Annotated in this window: 15 protein-coding genes and 7 pseudogenes; 15 read left to right on the forward strand and 7 right to left on the reverse strand. The window is 29.8% G+C overall.

From position 1 onward, the window contains the following. Window positions 1-3: 3 nt before the first annotated feature. From ACZ1HD_RS04205 to ACZ1HD_RS04215, 3 genes and pseudogenes are all read left to right on the forward strand, one after another. On the forward strand, window positions 4-1,329 hold the full coding sequence (locus ACZ1HD_RS04205; protein WP_472688713.1) for an ABC transporter permease: 1,326 nt from the start codon (window positions 4-6) through the stop codon (window positions 1,327-1,329). Further along, window positions 1,330-2,192: pseudogene (locus ACZ1HD_RS04210) on the forward strand (mechanosensitive ion channel family protein). A gap of 82 nt (window positions 2,193-2,274) precedes the next feature. Next, window positions 2,275-3,435, forward strand: a pseudogene (locus ACZ1HD_RS04215) (sigma-54-dependent transcriptional regulator). On the opposite strand, the gene ACZ1HD_RS04220 reads toward ACZ1HD_RS04215, so the two are convergent. Both ACZ1HD_RS04220 and katG read right to left on the reverse strand, forming a co-directional pair. Next, a complete protein-coding gene (locus ACZ1HD_RS04220; RefSeq protein WP_472688714.1) occupies window positions 3,413-3,913 on the reverse strand; it encodes an ankyrin repeat domain-containing protein in 501 nt (166 codons plus the stop codon). The pseudogene ACZ1HD_RS04215 and the gene ACZ1HD_RS04220 overlap by 23 nt on opposite strands. Window positions 3,914-3,975: 62 nt before the next feature. Further along, window positions 3,976-6,209: pseudogene (gene katG, locus ACZ1HD_RS04225) on the reverse strand (catalase/peroxidase HPI). A 294-nt stretch (window positions 6,210-6,503) separates the two neighbouring features. On the opposite strand from katG, the pseudogene ACZ1HD_RS04230 reads away from it, so the two are divergent. The 3 genes and pseudogenes from ACZ1HD_RS04230 (at window position 6,504) to ACZ1HD_RS04240 (ending at window position 7,778) form a co-directional block, all read left to right on the forward strand. Next, window positions 6,504-7,144 (forward strand): annotated as a pseudogene (locus tag ACZ1HD_RS04230) (peroxiredoxin). A gap of 65 nt (window positions 7,145-7,209) precedes the next feature. After that, window positions 7,210-7,518, forward strand: a complete 309-nt coding sequence (locus ACZ1HD_RS04235) for a thioredoxin family protein (protein WP_472688715.1) — start codon at window positions 7,210-7,212, stop codon at window positions 7,516-7,518. Between the two features lie 2 nt (window positions 7,519-7,520). After that, on the forward strand, window positions 7,521-7,778 hold the full coding sequence (locus tag ACZ1HD_RS04240; RefSeq protein ID WP_472688716.1) for a DUF6952 family protein: 258 nt from the start codon (window positions 7,521-7,523) through the stop codon (window positions 7,776-7,778). A gap of 42 nt (window positions 7,779-7,820) precedes the next feature. On the opposite strand, the gene ACZ1HD_RS04245 is transcribed toward ACZ1HD_RS04240, so the two are convergent. From ACZ1HD_RS04245 to ACZ1HD_RS04255, 3 genes are all read right to left on the reverse strand, one after another. Next, window positions 7,821-8,105, reverse strand: a complete 285-nt coding sequence (locus ACZ1HD_RS04245; RefSeq protein ID WP_472688717.1) for an SGNH/GDSL hydrolase family protein — start codon at window positions 8,103-8,105, stop codon at window positions 7,821-7,823. Further along, window positions 8,092-8,496 carry an SGNH/GDSL hydrolase family protein gene (locus tag ACZ1HD_RS04250; protein WP_472689278.1) on the reverse strand — a complete coding sequence of 135 codons (405 nt, stop codon included), beginning with the start codon at window positions 8,494-8,496 and terminating at the stop codon, window positions 8,092-8,094. The genes ACZ1HD_RS04245 and ACZ1HD_RS04250 overlap by 14 nt, the downstream gene beginning before the upstream one ends. 90 nt (window positions 8,497-8,586) lie before the next feature. After that, window positions 8,587-8,748: a hypothetical protein gene (locus ACZ1HD_RS04255; RefSeq protein ID WP_340934667.1), complete on the reverse strand. Its 162-nt coding sequence runs from the start codon at window positions 8,746-8,748 to the stop codon at window positions 8,587-8,589. Between the two features lie 95 nt (window positions 8,749-8,843). On the opposite strand from ACZ1HD_RS04255, the pseudogene ACZ1HD_RS04260 reads away from it, so the two are divergent. The 5 genes and pseudogenes from ACZ1HD_RS04260 (at window position 8,844) to ACZ1HD_RS04280 (ending at window position 13,475) form a co-directional block, all read left to right on the forward strand. Then, window positions 8,844-9,766: pseudogene (locus ACZ1HD_RS04260) on the forward strand (polyprenyl-phosphate transporter). After that, a pseudogene (locus tag ACZ1HD_RS04265) lies at window positions 9,766-10,770 on the forward strand (DUF368 domain-containing protein). Before ACZ1HD_RS04260 ends, ACZ1HD_RS04265 begins: the two co-directional pseudogenes overlap by 1 nt. Further along, window positions 10,751-11,509 (forward strand): shikimate dehydrogenase family protein, encoded by a 759-nt coding sequence (locus tag ACZ1HD_RS04270; protein ID WP_472688718.1) that lies wholly within the window; start codon window positions 10,751-10,753, stop codon window positions 11,507-11,509. Before ACZ1HD_RS04265 ends, ACZ1HD_RS04270 begins: the two are co-directional and overlap by 20 nt. 98 nt (window positions 11,510-11,607) lie before the next feature. After that, entirely contained in the window at window positions 11,608-12,651 is a 1,044-nt protein-coding gene (locus ACZ1HD_RS04275; RefSeq protein ID WP_472688719.1) for a DUF349 domain-containing protein, read from the forward strand. Continuing rightward, window positions 12,648-13,475: a DUF349 domain-containing protein gene (locus tag ACZ1HD_RS04280; RefSeq protein ID WP_472689279.1), complete on the forward strand. Its 828-nt coding sequence runs from the start codon at window positions 12,648-12,650 to the stop codon at window positions 13,473-13,475. Before ACZ1HD_RS04275 ends, ACZ1HD_RS04280 begins: the two co-directional genes overlap by 4 nt. Before the next feature lie 87 nt (window positions 13,476-13,562). Here the strand turns inward: ACZ1HD_RS04280 and ACZ1HD_RS04285 are convergent. Together ACZ1HD_RS04285 and ACZ1HD_RS04290 are read right to left on the reverse strand one after the other, a co-directional pair. Beyond that, window positions 13,563-14,334 (reverse strand): annotated as a pseudogene (locus ACZ1HD_RS04285) (zinc ribbon domain-containing protein). Window positions 14,335-14,336: 2 nt separating this feature from the next. Continuing rightward, complete coding sequence (locus tag ACZ1HD_RS04290; protein ID WP_472688720.1) at window positions 14,337-15,431, reverse strand: Nif3-like dinuclear metal center hexameric protein; 1,095 nt, start codon at window positions 15,429-15,431, stop codon at window positions 14,337-14,339. Between the two features lie 53 nt (window positions 15,432-15,484). On the opposite strand from ACZ1HD_RS04290, the gene lpxK reads away from it, so the two are divergent. Genes lpxK through ACZ1HD_RS04310 form a run of 4 tightly spaced genes read left to right on the forward strand, consistent with a single transcriptional unit; the run spans window position 15,485 to window position 17,049 of the window. Continuing rightward, window positions 15,485-16,207 (forward strand): tetraacyldisaccharide 4'-kinase, encoded by a 723-nt coding sequence (gene lpxK / locus ACZ1HD_RS04295; RefSeq protein WP_472688721.1) that lies wholly within the window; start codon window positions 15,485-15,487, stop codon window positions 16,205-16,207. Further along, a complete protein-coding gene (locus ACZ1HD_RS04300) occupies window positions 16,153-16,506 on the forward strand; it encodes a tetraacyldisaccharide 4'-kinase (protein ID WP_472688722.1) in 354 nt (117 codons plus the stop codon). The genes lpxK and ACZ1HD_RS04300 overlap by 55 nt, the downstream gene beginning before the upstream one ends. A gap of 40 nt (window positions 16,507-16,546) precedes the next feature. Continuing rightward, window positions 16,547-16,738 carry a hypothetical protein gene (locus ACZ1HD_RS04305; RefSeq protein WP_472688723.1) on the forward strand — a complete coding sequence of 64 codons (192 nt, stop codon included), beginning with the start codon at window positions 16,547-16,549 and terminating at the stop codon, window positions 16,736-16,738. Then, complete coding sequence (locus ACZ1HD_RS04310) at window positions 16,738-17,049, forward strand: thioredoxin family protein (protein WP_472689280.1); 312 nt, start codon at window positions 16,738-16,740, stop codon at window positions 17,047-17,049. Before ACZ1HD_RS04305 ends, ACZ1HD_RS04310 begins: the two co-directional genes overlap by 1 nt. Window positions 17,050-17,478: the final 429 nt, after the last annotated feature.

Raw genomic sequence — 17,478 nt, forward strand, 5'->3', positions numbered from 1 at the left:
AAGATGAGCAAGTTAAAGTTAATTATACAAAGAGAGTTTATTGCTAAAGTTCGTAATAAATCATTTATAATTATGACTTTTTTGAGTCCGCTAATTATGGTAGGTATGGGTGCATTAGTCTTTTTTCTGATGCAAAAAAATGATGAAAAAATTAAAAAAATAGTTTATGTAGATAATTCTGAGTTTTTTTCGAAAGCAGATTTTAAAAATACAAAAACGATTCATTATTTAGATTACACAGATTTAGGAGTTGAGGAAACAAAAAAGAAGGTAGAAGAAGGTGATTTTTATGGCGCATTGTTAATTCCTAAACAAGATAGTTTAGAGGTTTTAGCAAAATCAATAGAATTCTACTCTAAAGAATCACCAGGAATGTCTGTTATGAATTCTTTAGAAAATAAGATTGAACAAAAAATCAGAAATATAAAACTAACCGATTTTGGTATCGATTTAGATAAAATAGAAGCATCTAAAATCAATACAGATATTAAAATGTTCAATTTTTCCGGAGAGCAATCATCAAAATTAATTAATGGTTTAAAAATTGGTGTTGGGGCAATTGCAGGTTATTTATTAATGATGTTTGTAATGATTTATGGTACTTCTGTGATGAGAAGTGTTATCGAAGAAAAAACAAGTAGAATTATAGAAATAATTGTGTCATCAGTAAAGCCATTTCAATTAATGTTGGGTAAAATTTTAGGTAATGCATCCGCAGGATTATTACAGTTCTTTATTTGGGGAGTTTTATTATTTGTAATTCTTACGGTTGTTTCTTCAATATTTGGTGTAGATATTGTAGAAATGCAATCAGCAAGAGTACCAGCAGAGCAAATGGATGCAGTTAAGCAAGCAACTGAAGGTGATAAAGGGCAAATTGTTGTTCAAGAAATACTAAAATTACCAATTTTAAAGCTATTTGTGTTGTTTATATTTTACTTTTTAGGAGGATTTATGTTGTATAGTTCGTTGTTTGCAGCTGTTGGTGCAGCAGTAGATAACGAAACAGACACGCAACAATTTATGTTGCCAATAATGTTACCATTAATTTTAGGAGTTTATGTTGGTTTTGCGACAGTAATGAATGATCCGCATGGTTCTATTGCAGTCTTGTTTTCTCATATTCCTTTTACAGCGCCAATTGTAATGTTAATGAGAGTTCCTTTTGGGGTTTCTTGGTACGAATTATTAATTTCAATGGCTTTATTATTAGTTACATTTGTATTTATGGTTTGGTTAGCAGCAAAAATTTATAGAGTTGGTATTTTAATGTATGGTAAAAAAGCAACTTATAAAGATTTGTATAAGTGGTTAAAATATAAAGGATAAATGCAAGACAGTTTAGAAAAAGTAAAAGAAGCTATAAAAGAAGAAACAACATCTATTTTAGATTATACTTTTAAATTTAGTGATGAAATTAGTATTACTGTAAAAGGACTAATATTTGTTGCAGTAGCACTTTTGTTAACCGCTTTCGCCTTGAAACTAGTACGCAGATTTGTAACTAGAAAAATGCCAGAAAATGATAAAGTTAAATTTATTAGCGTTTTTAGTTATATAAGATGGCTAGTTTTTTTGGTTATTTTCTTAGTGGCTATGGATGCTTCGGGGTTAATGTTACGGCTGTTTTTGCGGCTTCTGCTGTATTGTTAATTGGTGTTGGTTTGGCTTTGCAAACTTTGTTTCAAGACATTATTTCCGGTATTTTTATTTTGGTTGATAAATCTGTTCATGTAGGCGATATTATAGAGTTAGATGGTAAAGTTGGTAGAGTTTTAGATATTAGATTAAGAACCACAAGAGCTGTAACTATTGATAATAAAGTATTGGTAATACCTAATCATTTATATTTAACAAAAATATTATTTAATTGGACAGAAAACGGAACAGAGACTAGAGAGTCCGTTTCTGTTGGTGTTGCCTACGGTAGTGATGTAGAGCTAGTTAAAAAAATATTGATAGATGTTACAAAAGACCACGATAAAATTTTAAAAATACCAGAACCCAAAGTGCTTTTTGCTGATTTTGGAGATAGTTCTTTAAATTTTAAATTGGTTTTTTCTTTAAATAACAGTTTCGAAACAAGGTTTGTACAAAGCGATTTAAGGTTTGCGATAGAAAAAGCATTTAGAGAACATAATATTTCGATTCCTTTTCCACAAAGAGATGTTCACTTATATCAAAATCAATAGATAATTAAACAAGAAAAAGAATTAAAGGTTTAGATATAATTTTGAATTAAATTTATTTAAATTACGTTTCAAATAAAAATTTATGAGCAAGATATTAATTATCGAAGACGAAGCAGCAATTAGAAGAGTTTTGAAAAAAATTATTTCTGAAGAAAATGATGCATATAATGTTGAAGAAGTAGAAGATGGTTTGTTGGGTATAGAGATGATAAAAAATAACGATTACGATTTGGTTTTATGCGATATTAAAATGCCTAAAATGGATGGTGTTGAGGTGTTAGAAAAAGCAAAAAATAAAACCAGAAATACCAATTGTGATGATTTCCGGTCACGGAGATCTTGATACCGCAGTAAATACAATGCGTTTAGGTGCTTTCGATTATATTTCTAAGCCGCCGATTTAAACAGGTTGTTAAATACAGTTAGAAATGCTTTGGATAAAAAGGTTTTAATTGTCGAAAACAAAAGACTGAAGAAAAAAGTCAGCAAAAACTATGAAATGATAGGAGAAAGTGATGCGATTTCTCATATTAAAGAAATTATAGAAAAAGTTGCGGCAACAGATGCAAGAGTTTTAATAACTGGGCCAAACGGAACAGGAAAAGAATTGGTAGCACATTGGTTACACGAAAAATCAGATAGAGTTAAAGCGCCAATGATTGAAGTAAATTGTGCAGCAATACCTTCTGAGTTAATAGAAAGTGAATTATTTGGGCATGTAAAAGGATCTTTTACTGGAGCAAATAAAGATAGGGCAGGTAAGTTTGAAGCAGCAAATGGCGGAACTATATTTTTAGATGAAATAGGGGATATGAGCTTGTCTGCGCAAGCAAAAGTGTTAAGAGCTTTACAAGAAAATAAAATTCAAAGAGTTGGTTCTGATAAAGACATCAAAGTAAATGTAAGAATTGTTGCAGCTACTAATAAAAATTTAAAAGAAGAAATTGCACAAGGAAGATTTAGGGAAGATTTGTATCATAGATTGGCTGTAATTTTAATTAAAGTACCTGCTTTAAATGATAGAAGAGAAGATATACCTTTATTAGTAGAGTTTTTTGCTAATAAAATTTCTAAAGAACAAGGTTCAACTAAAAAAGAATTTTCTAAAGATGCTATTGCACTTTTACAAAAATATGATTGGACAGGAAATATAAGGGAACTTAGAAATGTTGTAGAAAGATTGTTGATTTTAGGAGAGAAAGAAGTGTCTGCAAACGATATTAAATTGTTTGCAAACAAGTAGATTTTTTATTTTCTAGCAACGTAATAATCGCATCAAAGCTTTTAATTTTTGCATGATCTAAAGCAGTTTTACCTTCAACATCTTTTAAGTTGAAATCTGCATTTTTGTTAAGTAAAAATTCAACCATTTTTTCTTGATTGTAAAGTGTTGCAAAAATTAAAGCTGAATAACCTTGGTTGTTCTGCATGTTAATATTTGCATTGTTTTTAAGTAGCAATTCTGCAATTTCTACATTGCCTTTAAATGCTACACCTAACAAAGCAGTATTTCCTTTCGCATCTTGATGGTTTACATTTGCGTTATGCTTAAGTAAGGTTTCTGCAATTTCTTTTTTATCAAAATAAGTTGCAAAAACTAAAGGACTAAAACCCCTTTTGTCTTTTGAGTTCGCTAGGTTAGGAAATTTTCTTAACAAAGTTTCAATCATATTGATATTCATAGATTGAATAGCGTTAAAAAAAGTATTTAAAATATTCATAATTTAAAAGTTTAAAAAAAGGATAGGTTTTGCAAAACCTATCCTTTTTAGATTTATATAGATTATTTTACATCAAATCTGTCTAAGTTCATCACTTTAGTCCAAGCGGCAATAAAGTCTTTTACAAAACGATCTTGACCGTCGTTTGCACCATAGACTTCAGCAATTGCTCTAAGTTCAGTATTAGATCCAAAAATTAAATCAGCTCTCGTACCTTTAAATTTCACTTCTCCGGTATTTCGGTTGCTTCCTTCAAAATATTTATCGTCTTCAGAAGTTGCTTTCCACGTGTAAGTAAAATCTAAAATATTTTTAAAGAAATCGTTCGTTAAAGTCCCAACATTGTCTGTAAAAACTCCGTAATCAGAACCATCATAATTAGCTCCTAAAACTCTTAATCCACCAACTAAAACAGTTAATTCTGGTACAGAAAGTGTTAATAAATTAGCTTTGTCGATTAATAAATCTTCTGCAGCAATTGCTAAATCTTTTTTAATGTAATTTCTAAAACCATCAGCTAATGGCTCTAAATATCCAAATTGCTCAACATCAGTTTGTTCTTGGGTAGCATCGCCTCGACCTTGAATAAAAGCAACAGTTTCATTATAACCGGCATTTTTTAATGCTTTTTCTAGACCAACATTTCCTCCTAAAACAATTAAATCAGCTAAAGAAACTTCGCCTTCAAACTTGTTTTTCACACCTTCTAAAGTTTCTAGAACTTTCGCCAATTCTTTTGGGTTGTTAACTTCCCAACTACGTTGCGGTTCTAAAGCAATACGCGCTCCATTTGCTCCACCACGATTATCTGAACCTCTAAATGTTGAAGCAGAAGCCCAAGCCGTAGTTACTAATTGAGATATTGTTAAACCGCTATCAATTATCATAACCTTTAAATTCGCAATATCAGCATCACTTAATGTATAGTTTACTGCAGGAACTGGATCTTGCCACAACAATTCTTCTTGTGGAACTTCTGGACCTAAGTAACGAGAAGTAGGTCCTAAATCACGATGAGTTAATTTGTACCAAGCACGTGCAAATGCATCTTCGAATGCTTTATGATCTGCATGAAATTTTTTAGAAATTTCTAAATATTTAGGATCTACTTTTAATGCAATATCAGCAGTAGTCATCATTAAATCTTGTCTGCCATTTGCGTCACCAGCTTTTGGTGCCATTTTAGCATTTGAAGCCGCGGTTGGTTTCCATTGATGTGCGCCAGCAGGACTTTTTGTTAATTCCCATTCGTAATTTAATAATACATCAAAATAATCTGCATCCCAACGAGTAGGATTTGGTGTCCAAGCACCTTCAATACCACTTGTAATTGTATCATCTAAAACACCGGTACCAAAACTGTTTTTCCAACCTGTACTCATTTCTTCTATTGAAGCACCATGAGGTTCTTTACCAACATATTTATTAGGATCTGCAGCACCGTGTGCTTTTCCAAAAGTATGTCCACCAGCAACTAAAGCAACAGTTTCTTCATCGTTCATTGCCATTCTACCAAAAGTTTCTCGAACATTTTGAGCAGAACCCATCGGATCTGGATTTCCGTTTGGTCCTTCTGGATTTACATAAATCCAACCCATCATAACTGCCGCTAAAGGATCTTCTAATTCGCCATCATCATATCTTTCCTCATTCGCTCCCCATTCAGTTTCACTTCCCCAATAAATATCTTGCTCAGGTTCCCAAACATCTTCACGACCTCCTGCAAAACCAAAAGTTGGAAATCCCATTGACTCTAAAGCACAGTTTCCTGCTAAAATCATTAAATCTGCCCAAGATATTTTGTTACCATATTTTTGTTTAATTGGCCATAATAACAATCTTGCTTTATCTAAGTTACCATTATCTCGGCCAACTGTTAATTGGTGCAAAACGTTGGTTTCCTGCTCCTGCGCCTCCTCGTCCGTCACCAACTCTATATGTACCAGCACTATGCCACGCCATACGTATCATCAATCCTCCGTAATGTCCATAATCTGCAGGCCACCAATCTTGAGAATCTGTCATAAATTCTTTTAAATCTTTTTTAATGGCATCATAATCTAAACTTTTAAAAGCTTCTGCATAATCAAAATCATCTCCCATTGGGTTCGATTTTGCTGCGTTTTGACGTAAAATATTTAACTTTAATTCGTTTGGCCACCAATCTCGGTTTTTAACACCTTGACCGAGATGTTTGTTTTGTAGTTCCGCTTAAAAAAGGGCAATTAGCTGCACTTTCATTTAAATCGAAATTATCTCCGTGTGGTTGACTATTAGCGTGAGGATTGTTTTTCATTTTTTATAATATTTAATTTGACAATGCAAACCTACAGGTTTTTTATGAATAATTATTATCTATAGTTTTTATTTTAAAATAACTAAAAACTATTTAAAATGTTTTCTCATTAAATTTACAAATTTTTAATTAAAATAATTCGAATAATTTTAGTCTATTTTTTTAATTGATTTTGATAAATTTAATTTATAGTATAATAAAAACTTAACATTAAATTCTAACAAATAATCTATACTCATTTATATCTTTGTGGTCTCAAATAACGAATTAATAATTACTTAAAACTTATAAAAAATGGCAACAGCAGTTGGTAAAAAATTTCCGGATTTAAATGTAGACGCAATGAACGAAATGGGAGATACGTTCAAAATTAATGTTTTAGAAGAAGCAAAAAATAAGAACAAGAAAGTATTATTATTTTGGTATCCTAAAGATTTTACATTTGTTTGTCCTACAGAATTACATGCTTTTCAAGAAGCTTTAGCTGAATTTGAAAAAAGGAATACTATTGTAATTGGTGCGTCTTGTGATACACCGAAGTACATTTTGCATGGTTAAATACTTCTAAAGACAATGGTGGTATCGAAGGGGTAACTTACCCAATTTTAGCAGATAGCAACAGAAACTTATCTTCTATTTTAGGTATTTTAGATATTTCTAATGAAACTTTTGATGAAGCTACTCAAACAATACAAGTAGAAGGAGATAATGTAACTTATAGAGCAACTTATTTAATTGATGAGGAAGGAACAGTTTTTCATGAAGGAATAAACCACATGCCAGTTGGTAGAAATGTAAACGAATTTTTACGTTTAATTGATGCTTACGCTCACGTTCAGAAAAACGGAGAAGTTTGTCCAGCAAACTGGGAAGAAGGTAAAGATGCAATGTCTCCTAATGCAAAAGGAACTGCAGAATATTTAGCTTCTCACTAACAAATAATTGATAATATTCGTGTTTAGAAGTTTTCTAAACACGAATATTTTAAAAAACTACAACTATGTTACAAGAATTAACAGAAGACAATTTACAAGAAATTGTTAATAATAATGATAAGGTAATTGTGCAATATTCTGCTACTTGGTGTGGTAATTGCAGAATAATGAAGCCAAAGTTTAAAAAATTAGCTTCAGAAAATGAAAACGTTGCTTTTGTAATTGCAGATGCAGAAAAATTTCGAGAAAGTAGAAAATTAGCAGATGTTAGTAATTTGCCAACTTTTGCAACTTTTGAAAGTGGAAGTTTTAAAAATCAAGCGCAAACAAATAAGTTTGATGTTTTAAAAGACTTAGCAAGCGAAATTATTTAATTATGAAGTTACCTGTAATTAAACACTTAACAAATTTTATCGAAGAAAACGATCAAGATTATGTTTTAGAAACCATAGAAACTTTAGAAGCTTTAACAGAAGTTCCTTCTTTAAAAGATGAAGAATTAGATGTTATCGGAGAGTTGATTTCTAATATGTACGGAGCTATCGAAGTTGATAAAATGGTAAAAGATGGCGCTCCTAGAAAAGAGGCCTTAAACACTTTTATGAAGCGAGTATTAGGCTCAATAGATAAATAATCTATTTATAAAACAGACCTTAAGTAAAAGCTTGAGGTTTTTTTATGCCTTAAATTTAGAACTTATAAATGTAGCCATTTCTTTAGCCCATATTTTATAAGTTAATTCTGATGGATGAACGCCATCACTAAAATAAAGACTCGAATTTTTATGAGACAAATTGTTTCTTTTACTCCAGTTTTTTAGCGTGATAACTTCATCATAATAAAAAATATTTTCTTTAGATTTAAGGTAATTCTTCAGTTCAGATCCCAAAATCTCAACTAAATTTCCGATTACAAATTTTATTGTTTTTGTAAATGCCGGAAACTCTTTAATAGGTGGCATGTTTGTAAAGTAAATAGGTGTCTCTCGGAAACTTTTTTTGAATAGAATTAATTAAATTTTCAATATCTTTTAACCATTTCTTTGGAGAATTTAAGGTGAAAGCATCATTTCCGCCCATTCCGATAACAATTATATCGACTTTAGTCTCTTCAATTTTAGGTATTATTTTAGTAGTTACTTTTGCTACAGTATATCCGCTTCTTGCATACACACGCCAATGTATATTTTTTTGTAATTTAGTAGAAAGCGTTGTTGCCAAAGCGCCGGTAAATCCGTTTTTATGATAATCTACACCAACACCTGCAATTGTACTTTCTCCGATAGTAAGAATGTGTAAATCCGAAGAGAAATTATTATTTACAAAACCTATAGTTTCTTTTGCTTCGGTAATGTTGGTACATTTTTTCTAATATTTTTTCCTTGAAAATATAGCAAAGGTAAGAGAGGTAAAGAAGTAACTACGCCTAAATTATATTTTAAACTATGCTTCATTATTTTTGGCTTCGTTGGCTTTTTTAATAATTGCTTTTAAACGTTCTTTATGTAACTGTTTTTCTAACTTTACTTTGTTAATTTTTCTATTCATTAACTTAGTATGTTTAGCTTTATTAGCAGTGTTTTTTTCTTTTCCTTTCTTGGCCATTTTTCTATGTCAATAAAAAGTTACAAATAAAATAAAGGTTCTATTTTCTCTTTAAATTCTATTATCTTCGTTTTTTACAAAAATAACAAAATAAAATGGGAAGAGGTATAAAAGACTATTTAGTCATAGCTTTAAAAGGAATGGCAATGGGTGCTGCAGATGTTGTGCCTGGTGTTTTCGGAGGAACAATTGCATTTATTTCGGAATTTATGAAGAGCTTTTAGGCTCTATTGCTAACGTGAATTTAGGCTTGTTAAAAACTTTAAAATCAGACGGAATTAAAGCTGCCTGGAAACAAGTAAACGGCTCTTTTTTATTGGCTCTTTTTATCGGAATTTTTATAAGTATAATTTCTTTAGCCAAAACAATAAAGTGGTTGTTAGAAAATGAACCAGTTTTATTATGGTCTTTTTTCTTCGGATTAGTTTTAGCAAGTATTATTTACATTGGTAAACAAATCACAAAATGGAATTTTATAACCTATACAATTTTAATCGTAGGTGCTTTCGTAGCATATTTTATTACAACCCTTAATCCGTTAGTTACAGAAAGTTCTTCTTTGTTATTTATGTTTTTGGCAGGCGCAATTGCAATTTGCGCAATGATTTTACCAGGTGTTTTCGGTGCGTTTATTTTAGTTTTATTAGGTGCTTATAAACCAATTTTATCTGCCGTAAATGATAGAGATATTAAAACAATAGCGGCAGTTGGTTTGGGTGCAATTGTAGGTTTGTTATCTTTTTCTAAGATTTTAAAATGGATGTTTGCAAATTATAAAAACTACACATTAGCGGTATTAACAGGTTTTATAATTGGTTCTTTAAACAAGATTTGGCCTTGGAAAGAAACTATAACTACACGTATAAATTCTCACGGAATAGAAGTGCCATTAAAACAAGTTAGTATTTCTCCGAATTCTTTTGATGGAGATCCGAAGTTATTAATGGCAGTAGTTTTAGCAATAGTTGGTTTTGTGCTTATTTTATTAATGGAAAAATTAGCGGTTAAAAAAGCATAATGCAGGTCGAAAGAACTTTCTTACAAAAGTTGTATCTTTTTTAAAAGGTTTGGCAATGGGTGCTGCAAATAAAGTACCTGGTGTTTACGGAGGAACAGTTTCTTTTGTGTTTGGGTTTTATGAAGAGTTAATTCAGTCTTTTAGAAAAGTAAACATTACAGCATTTAAATTGTTAATTAGCGGTAGGTTTTCGAGTTTTTATTCATACGTCAACGGTCAGTTTTTATTACTGATAATGGGTGGAAGTATTTTTAGCTACTTTAGTATTTCATTGGTTTTAGATTATTTTTTAGAGCATTACGAGCTTTATGTTTGGAGCTGGTTTTTCGGCATGATAATCGGTTCTATTTATTATATAGGTAAAGACTTTGGAGAATGGAATCGTAAAAATATTATTTCGTTAATAATTGGTGCAAGTATAGGTTTAGGGATAAGTTTTTTAAAACCTGCAGGAGAAAATGACAATTTATGGTTTGTTTTTTTCTGTGGAATTGTTGGTGTTTCGGTATGACTTTACCCGGACTTTCGGGCTCTTTCATCTTAATTTTAATGGGTAATTACGTTTTACTTTTAGTAGATGCTGTTAACGAATTATTTTTTGTAGTCACCAATTTACTAATAGGTAATTTTGATGTTTTATCTGATCCAGAAAAAATAAGATACTTAAAAATAATATCGGTTTTTACTGCAGGTTCTGCTTTTGGATTGGTTTCTATAAGTCATGTTTTAGGATATGTTTTAAAAAGATATAATGCAATAGTTACTGCTGTTATAATAGGTTTTATAACAGGCTCTTTAGGTATTGTTTGGCCGTTTAAAAAAGCTGTTTATTTAGCTGTTGATAATAAGTATTTACTAGATAATAAAGGAAATAGAATCGTAGAAAACTACACTAGATTTATGCCGATTTTTCTTCATCAGAAACATGGTTCGCTATATTTTATATTATTTTAGGTATTGCATTAATTTTAATAATCGATTTTTATGGAAAAACAAAAAAATAAAGTTTTTGGTCTTTTAGGTAAAGATATTTCTTACTCTTTTTCTAGAGGTTATTTTGCTGATAAATTTAAAAAATTAGGTTTGTCTACTTATCATTATAAAAATTTTGATCTTCAAGATATAAAAGAACTGCCAGCAGTTATTAAAAATGAAGAATTTGTAAGTGGTATAAATGTTACAATTCCGTATAAAGAAGAAGTAATTAAATATTTAGATAAGTTAGATAAAACGGCAGAAGAAATAGGGGCAGTTAATACAATTAAATTTACCAAAAGAGGAAATTTAAAAGGTTATAACACAGATGTTGTTGGTTTTGAAAAATCAATTAAGCCTTTTCTTAAAAAGCATCATACCAAAGCTTTAATTTTAGGAACTGGCGGTGCATCAAAAGCAATTGCCTATGCTTTAAAGAAAAATGATATCAAATTTAAATTCGTCTCTAGAAATCCTTCAGGAAAAAAAGAAATTTCTTACAGTGATTTATCCGAAGAAATGATAAAAGATTTTACGGTAATAATTAATTGTACACCACTTGGTACTTCTCCAAATACGCATTTATGTCCAAATATTCCGTATCAATATTTAACTGAAAAACACTTGTTATTCGATTTAATTTATAATCCAGAAATATCTAGTTTTTTAGCAAAAGGAAAAGAGAAAGGTGCTGCAATTAAAAATGGTTATGAAATGCTAGAATTGCAAGCAGAAGAATCTTGGCGCATCCGGAACGAAAACAAATAGTATATTTTAACCGAACATTTTGTATAACTAGTAAGTTGTACTTATATTTATAAACTATAATAATAGTGTATTATTAAACGAACTTAAACATTGTAGATATGTTAGATAACAATAATGATAACGAGGATAAGAAAGTAGAAGTAGTTAATGAGACTTCTAATCTAGAACAAAAAAATACAGAGGCTTCATCAGCAGAAGATGATGCGATTTTAAAAGCTGTAGAAGAAGTAGAGAATTCTGTAGCAGAAAAAGCTGAAGATTCTGAAGAATCTGTAGTTAAAGAAGAAAAAGATTATACGATTCTTTCTTTAGAAGAACTTGTTAAAGAGTTACAAGATACATTATCTAACAATGCTGTAAATAAAATTAAAAACGAAGTTGAAAGTATTAAAACAGCTTTTAATGCAAAATTTGGCGCATTATTAGCAGATAAGAAGAAAGCTTTTTTAGATGAAGGCGGTAATTCTATCGATTTTCAATTTTCGAGTCCTGTAAAAGGAGAGTATAATAGCTTATTGTCTGAATATAAAAAGCAAAGAGACGCACATTATAATGCTTTAGAAAAGCAAATGAATGCTAACTTAGCTAAAAGAGAAGAGGTTATTGAAGGTTTAAAAAATCTTATCGAAAATGCCGACTCTAAAACTATGTATAACGAGTTTAGAGCTTTGCAAGACACTTGGCGTTCTATTGGGCCAGTTTCTAAAAATAGATACAATGATACTTGGAAAACATACCATCATCATGTAGAGCGTTTTTATGATTTATTACATTTAAGTAATGATTTTAGAGATTTAGATTTTAAAAATAATTTAGAAGAAAAATTAAAAATAGTAGCTAAGGCAGAAGAATTAGCTAATTCTAATGATGTTAATACAGCTTTTAAAGAGTTGCAAGAGCTTCATAAAATATGGAAAGAAGACATTGGTCCTGTTGCAAAAGAAGTAAGAGAAGAGGTTTGGCAAAAGTTTAGTGCTGCTACTAAAAAAATTCACGATAAGCGTCATGAATACTTTCGTGATATGAAATCGAAATACCAAGAAATTATTAATCAGAAATTATTAGTAATAGAAAGGTTAGATGCTTATGATACTTCGGTAATAAAACCCATAAAGATTGGCAAAACAGTATTAACGATATAGAAAAGTTAAGACAAGAGTATTTTAATGCTGGTAAATTACCGTATGCTAAGAGTGAAGAAGTTTGGCAAAAGTTTAAAGCAGCTACAAAAAAGTTTAATAGCTCTAAAAATCAATTCTATAAAGAAGAAAAGAAAGAACAACAAGATAATTTAAAGAAAAAATTAGCTTTAATTGAAGTTGCAGAATCTTTAAAAGATAGTGAAGATTGGGCAGTGGCAACAGATACTTTAAAGAAAATTCAGTCTGATTGGAAAAAAATAGGTCATGTGCCTAGAAAGTTTTCTGATGATATTTGGAATAAGTTTAAAACAGCTTGTAACACATATTTTGATAGATTTCATAAGCATAAAAATTCTGTGAGTGAAGAGCAACAAGAGGTTGTAAACGCTAAAAAAGAATTTTTAGAGTCTTTAAAAGAAGACAAAGAACATACTAAAGAAAGTGTTTTAGAGGCCATACAAGCTTGGAAAGATTTAGGTGCTTTGCCAAGAAATGTAAGACATTTAGAAGGTAAGTTTAACAAGCAAATAGATAAATTATTAGAGAGTTTATCTTTAGATAAAAAAGAAGTAGCTATGTTAAAATTTACAAATGTTGTAGATGGTTTTATGGCTAATAATGATTTTAGAAAATTAGATTCTGAACAGTTGTTTGTTAGAAAAAAGATTGATGAAGTAGTAAGAGAAATGCAGCAATTAGAAAATAATTTAGGATTCTTTTCGAATGCGAAAGATGATAATCCTTTAGTAATAAATGTAAAAAATAGAATCGAAGAGTTTAAAGAAGACTTGGCTATCTCGGAAAGAAAAATTAAATTACATTAAAAAGCTAGATTACTAGTACAATGTATTCTGTAAAATAAAAAAACTCGAAGCTTAGCTTCGAGTTTTTTTATGATATTAATTTGATGATTAAGAAAATAATTTATCCATTTTCTCTTTTTCTTCGTTTGCTAATGCAGCATCAACTAAGATACGTCCACTATGCTCATCAATTGTAATTTTCTTTCTGTTTGCAATTTCTAATTGCACTTGTGGTGGTATTGTAAAGTAAGAACCTCCGAAGCACCTCTTTCGATAGCTACAACTGCTAAACCATTTTTTACTTTATTTCTAATTCTTGTGTATGCAGAAAATAAGTGCGCATCTAAAGATTTAGAAAACTCTTCAGATTTTTCACCTAAAAGTTTTTCTTCTTTCTCAGTTTCTTTTAAGATAGCATCTAATTCTGCCTTTTTATGGCTTAAGTGCTTTTCTTGTTTTGCTAACTTTTCTTTGGTAGCGTCGATTACTTCATTTTTCTGAGCAATTTTAGCTTTGTACTCGTTAATTCTTTTTCTGCTAATTGAATTTCTAAATCTTGAAACTCAATTTCTTTAGATAAAGAATCAAACTCTCTGTTATTTCTAACATTTTTTTGCTGCTCTTCATATTTAGACATCAATGCTTTAGAATCTTCTATAGCTTGTTTCTTGTTATTGATTTCTGTTTCTAAATTAGAAGCATCTTCTGCTAAGTTAGAAATACGCTTATTCAATCCGGCAACTTCATCTTCTAAATCTTCAACTTCTAAAGGCAATTCACCTCTTACGTTTCTAATTTCGTCAATTCTAGAGTCTATTAATTGTAAGTCATACAATGCTCTTAATTTTTGCTCTACTGAAATTTCTTTCTTCTTTGCCATGTTTATATGTAATAAATTGGATTTGTACTTTTTTCTGATAAAACGATTGCAAAATTACTAAATTTTTTCGTAAGATAGTCAACCAAAAGGTTTTTTGTAAACTGTTCGCTCTCATAATGACCAATATCTGCCAATAAAATGCTTTTTTCAGCTTTAAAAAACTCATGATATTTAAAATCTGCACTTACATAAGCATCTGCACCAGCTCTTTTGGCATTAGAAATAGCAAAACTACCCGATCCGCCTAGTACTGCAACTGTTTTTATTTTTTTATGAATCAATTCAGAATGTCTAACACATGCTGTTTTCATTTTATCCTTTAAATATACTAAAAATTCTTTTTCATCCATAGCGCTTGGTAATTCGCCAATCATTCCCATTCCTATGTTTTGATGTGTATTCTCTAAAGTAATTATTTCATAAGCAACTTCTTCATATGGGTGCTTATTTTTTAAAGTATTTAAAACAGCATATTCATTTTTACTTTCAAAAAGAATACTTATTTGAGTTTCGTTTTCAGAATGTCTTTTACCTTTTTCTCCAAGAACAGGATTTGAGTTTTCATTGCCCATAAAAGTTCCGATGCCGTTTACGCTAAAAGAACATTCACTATAATTACCAATATTTCCAGCGCCGGCATCAAAAAGGTGTTTTTGCAATTCTTTTGCATCTTTAACAGGTACAAAAGTTGTTAGTTTTTTTATAATTCCTTTTTTCGGAATTAATATTTTCTGATTTTTTAATCCTAATACTTCGCACATTTTTGCAGACACTCCGTTATTAGAATTGTCTAAAGCTGTATGAGTTGCATAAATTGCGATATCATTCTTTATCGCTTTTAAAACAACCTTTTCTACATAAGAATTCCCGTTAAGTTTTTTTAAGCCACCAAAAATTATAGGATGAAAACTAATAATTAAATTACAGTTCTTAGCAATTGCTTCGTCTACAGTATCTTCTAAAGTGTCTAAGGTAACTAAAACACCGCTTACTTCTGTATTGTAATTGCCAACAAGTAAGCCAACATTATCAAAATCTTCAGCATAATTTAAAGGAGCCAATTCTTCTAAATAATTTGTTACTTCTTTTATCTTCATTTGGTGTTTTTTTCTAAAATCAAAGTTAACATTTTTAATGTATTTTTACCACAATGAAAGTACTTAGATTTTTTCTATTTCCGTTTGCTATTTTGTACGATTTTGTAACAAAAATTCGAAATTTATTTTTTGATGTTGGCGTGTTTAAAGAAACAAGTTTTAAAACGCCAATAATTGTTGTTGGTAATTTAAGTGTTGGTGGTACAGGTAAAACTCCGCAGATAGAATATCTTATTAGATTACTCCAAAATCGATACAAAACAGCGGTTTTAAGTAGAGGTTACAAAAGATTAACTAAAGGTTTTGTGTTGGTAAGAGATAATCATAAAGCGATTGATGTTGGTGATGAACCGTTGCAATACTTCAAAAAGTTTAAAGCTATTTCGGTTGCTGTTGATGCAAATAGAGTAGCGGGAGTTGCAAAATTGATAAACGAACAAAATGCAGAAGTTGTTCTGTTAGATGATGCTTTTCAGCATAGAAAAGTAAAAGGAAGTTTTAATATTTTGCTTACAAAGTTTAACGATTTGTTTGTAGATGATTTTTTGCTACCTACAGGAAATTTGCGTGAAAGCAAAACAGGAGCAAACAGAGCAGATGTAATACTGGTTACAAAATGCCCAAACGATTTAGATCAAGCATCAAAAGCGAAAGTTTTAAAAAAACTTAAAAAGTTTGATAAAGAAGTTTTTTTACTAGAATTTCTTACGGAAATAAAGTTTTGGGTTCTAAAGAAATTTCTACTACTGATATTGCAAATTATGAAGTTTTACTGATAACCGGAATTGCAAACCCGAAACCTTTTTTAGAATTTTTATCAAATTTAAATGTCAATTTTAAACATTTAGAGTTTGCAGATCATCATCATTTTAGTGAAAAAGAAATTAATGATATTAAAACTAATTTTGATGGCTTAACAAGTAATAAACTTCTTTTAACTACCGAAAAAGATTACGTGCGATTGCATGATAAATTAAGTGATTTATGTTATTTACCTATTGAAACATTGTTTTTAAATGATTCTAAAAATAAGTTTGATACCTTAATAAACAGTCATTTAAAAGAAAAAGTATAAATTTGGTATTATAATTGATATTTTAAATTAAAACCTTAGAATGAAAAAAATATTTTTATTACCGTTTGTAATATTATTTACAACGATTTTATTTGCTCAAGAAGATATAGACGATTTACCTTTAGAAGATGTTGTAGAAAGTAAAATAGAACAACCATTGCCAACTGCAACTTGGGAGTCTTCTTATAAAGAGGCTTTAAATAAATCTAAAAAAGAAAAAAACCTGTTTTAATTTATTTCACAGGTTCAGATTGGTGTGGACCATGTAAAGTTTTAGATAAAAAATTATTTCATTCAGAAAAATTTAAAAATATAGCTGACAAAGAGCTGATATTATATGAAGCTGATAATCCTAGGAATAAAGATTTGGTGGAAGCAAAAAGATTAAAAGAGACATATGATTTAATCCGTAAATATCACGTTAAATCATATCCTACGTTGGTTTTTGTAAATCACAGAGGTAGAATGATTGGTTATAAAAAAGGTTTAATTCTTACCGAATATTATTATCCTTTTATCAATTCTGTGATAGAGAACTACTAACGTATCTTAAGTAACTTCTTATGAATTTTGCGATTTTGAATTTATAATGATTTCCTTTTTAAAGAATTTAAATAGTAAACCAAGGACTCTATTTATCATTGATGGTTTAGGCGCTTTAGTTTCCGCATTCTTTATAGGTTTTGTATTGGTAAAGTTTCAACCTTTTATAGGTTTATCTAAATCTACTTTATATTTTTTAGCTGTTTTTCCAATAATTTTAATCGTTTATAACGTTTACTGTTATTTTAGAAACCCTATTAAAGTTCTTGTTTGTTTGAAGATAATAGCATTTTTAAATTTATTTTATTGCTTCTTATCAATTGCAATAATTCTTTATAATTACAATTCAATTACGAAGTTAGGTTTGCTTTATTTTGGACTAGAAATACTGGTGTTATTATTGTTAATACGTTTAGAGTCTTCTGTTGT

The organism is Polaribacter sp. HA6-7, from assembly GCF_055693625.1.

Bases quoted from the DNA above. Each gene is read 5' to 3' on its own strand.
- ACZ1HD_RS04245 (WP_472688717.1), bottom strand. From the start codon at position 8,105: ATGCCACCTATTAAAGAGTTTCCGGCATTTACAAAAACAATAAAATTT.
- ACZ1HD_RS04235 (WP_472688715.1), top strand. From the start codon at position 7,210: ATGTTACAAGAATTAACAGAAGACAATTTACAAGAAATTGTTAATAAT.
- ACZ1HD_RS04220 (WP_472688714.1), bottom strand. From the start codon at position 3,913: ATGAATATTTTAAATACTTTTTTTAACGCTATTCAATCTATGAATATC.
- ACZ1HD_RS04255 (WP_340934667.1), bottom strand. From the start codon at position 8,748: ATGGCCAAGAAAGGAAAAGAAAAAAACACTGCTAATAAAGCTAAACAT.
- lpxK (WP_472688721.1), top strand. From the start codon at position 15,485: ATGAAAGTACTTAGATTTTTTCTATTTCCGTTTGCTATTTTGTACGAT.
- ACZ1HD_RS04305 (WP_472688723.1), top strand. From the start codon at position 16,547: ATGAAAAAAATATTTTTATTACCGTTTGTAATATTATTTACAACGATT.
- ACZ1HD_RS04275 (WP_472688719.1), top strand. From the start codon at position 11,608: ATGTTAGATAACAATAATGATAACGAGGATAAGAAAGTAGAAGTAGTT.
- ACZ1HD_RS04205 (WP_472688713.1), top strand. From the start codon at position 4: ATGAGCAAGTTAAAGTTAATTATACAAAGAGAGTTTATTGCTAAAGTT.
- ACZ1HD_RS04240 (WP_472688716.1), top strand. From the start codon at position 7,521: ATGAAGTTACCTGTAATTAAACACTTAACAAATTTTATCGAAGAAAAC.
- ACZ1HD_RS04290 (WP_472688720.1), bottom strand. From the start codon at position 15,431: ATGAAGATAAAAGAAGTAACAAATTATTTAGAAGAATTGGCTCCTTTA.
- ACZ1HD_RS04270 (WP_472688718.1), top strand. From the start codon at position 10,751: ATGGAAAAACAAAAAAATAAAGTTTTTGGTCTTTTAGGTAAAGATATT.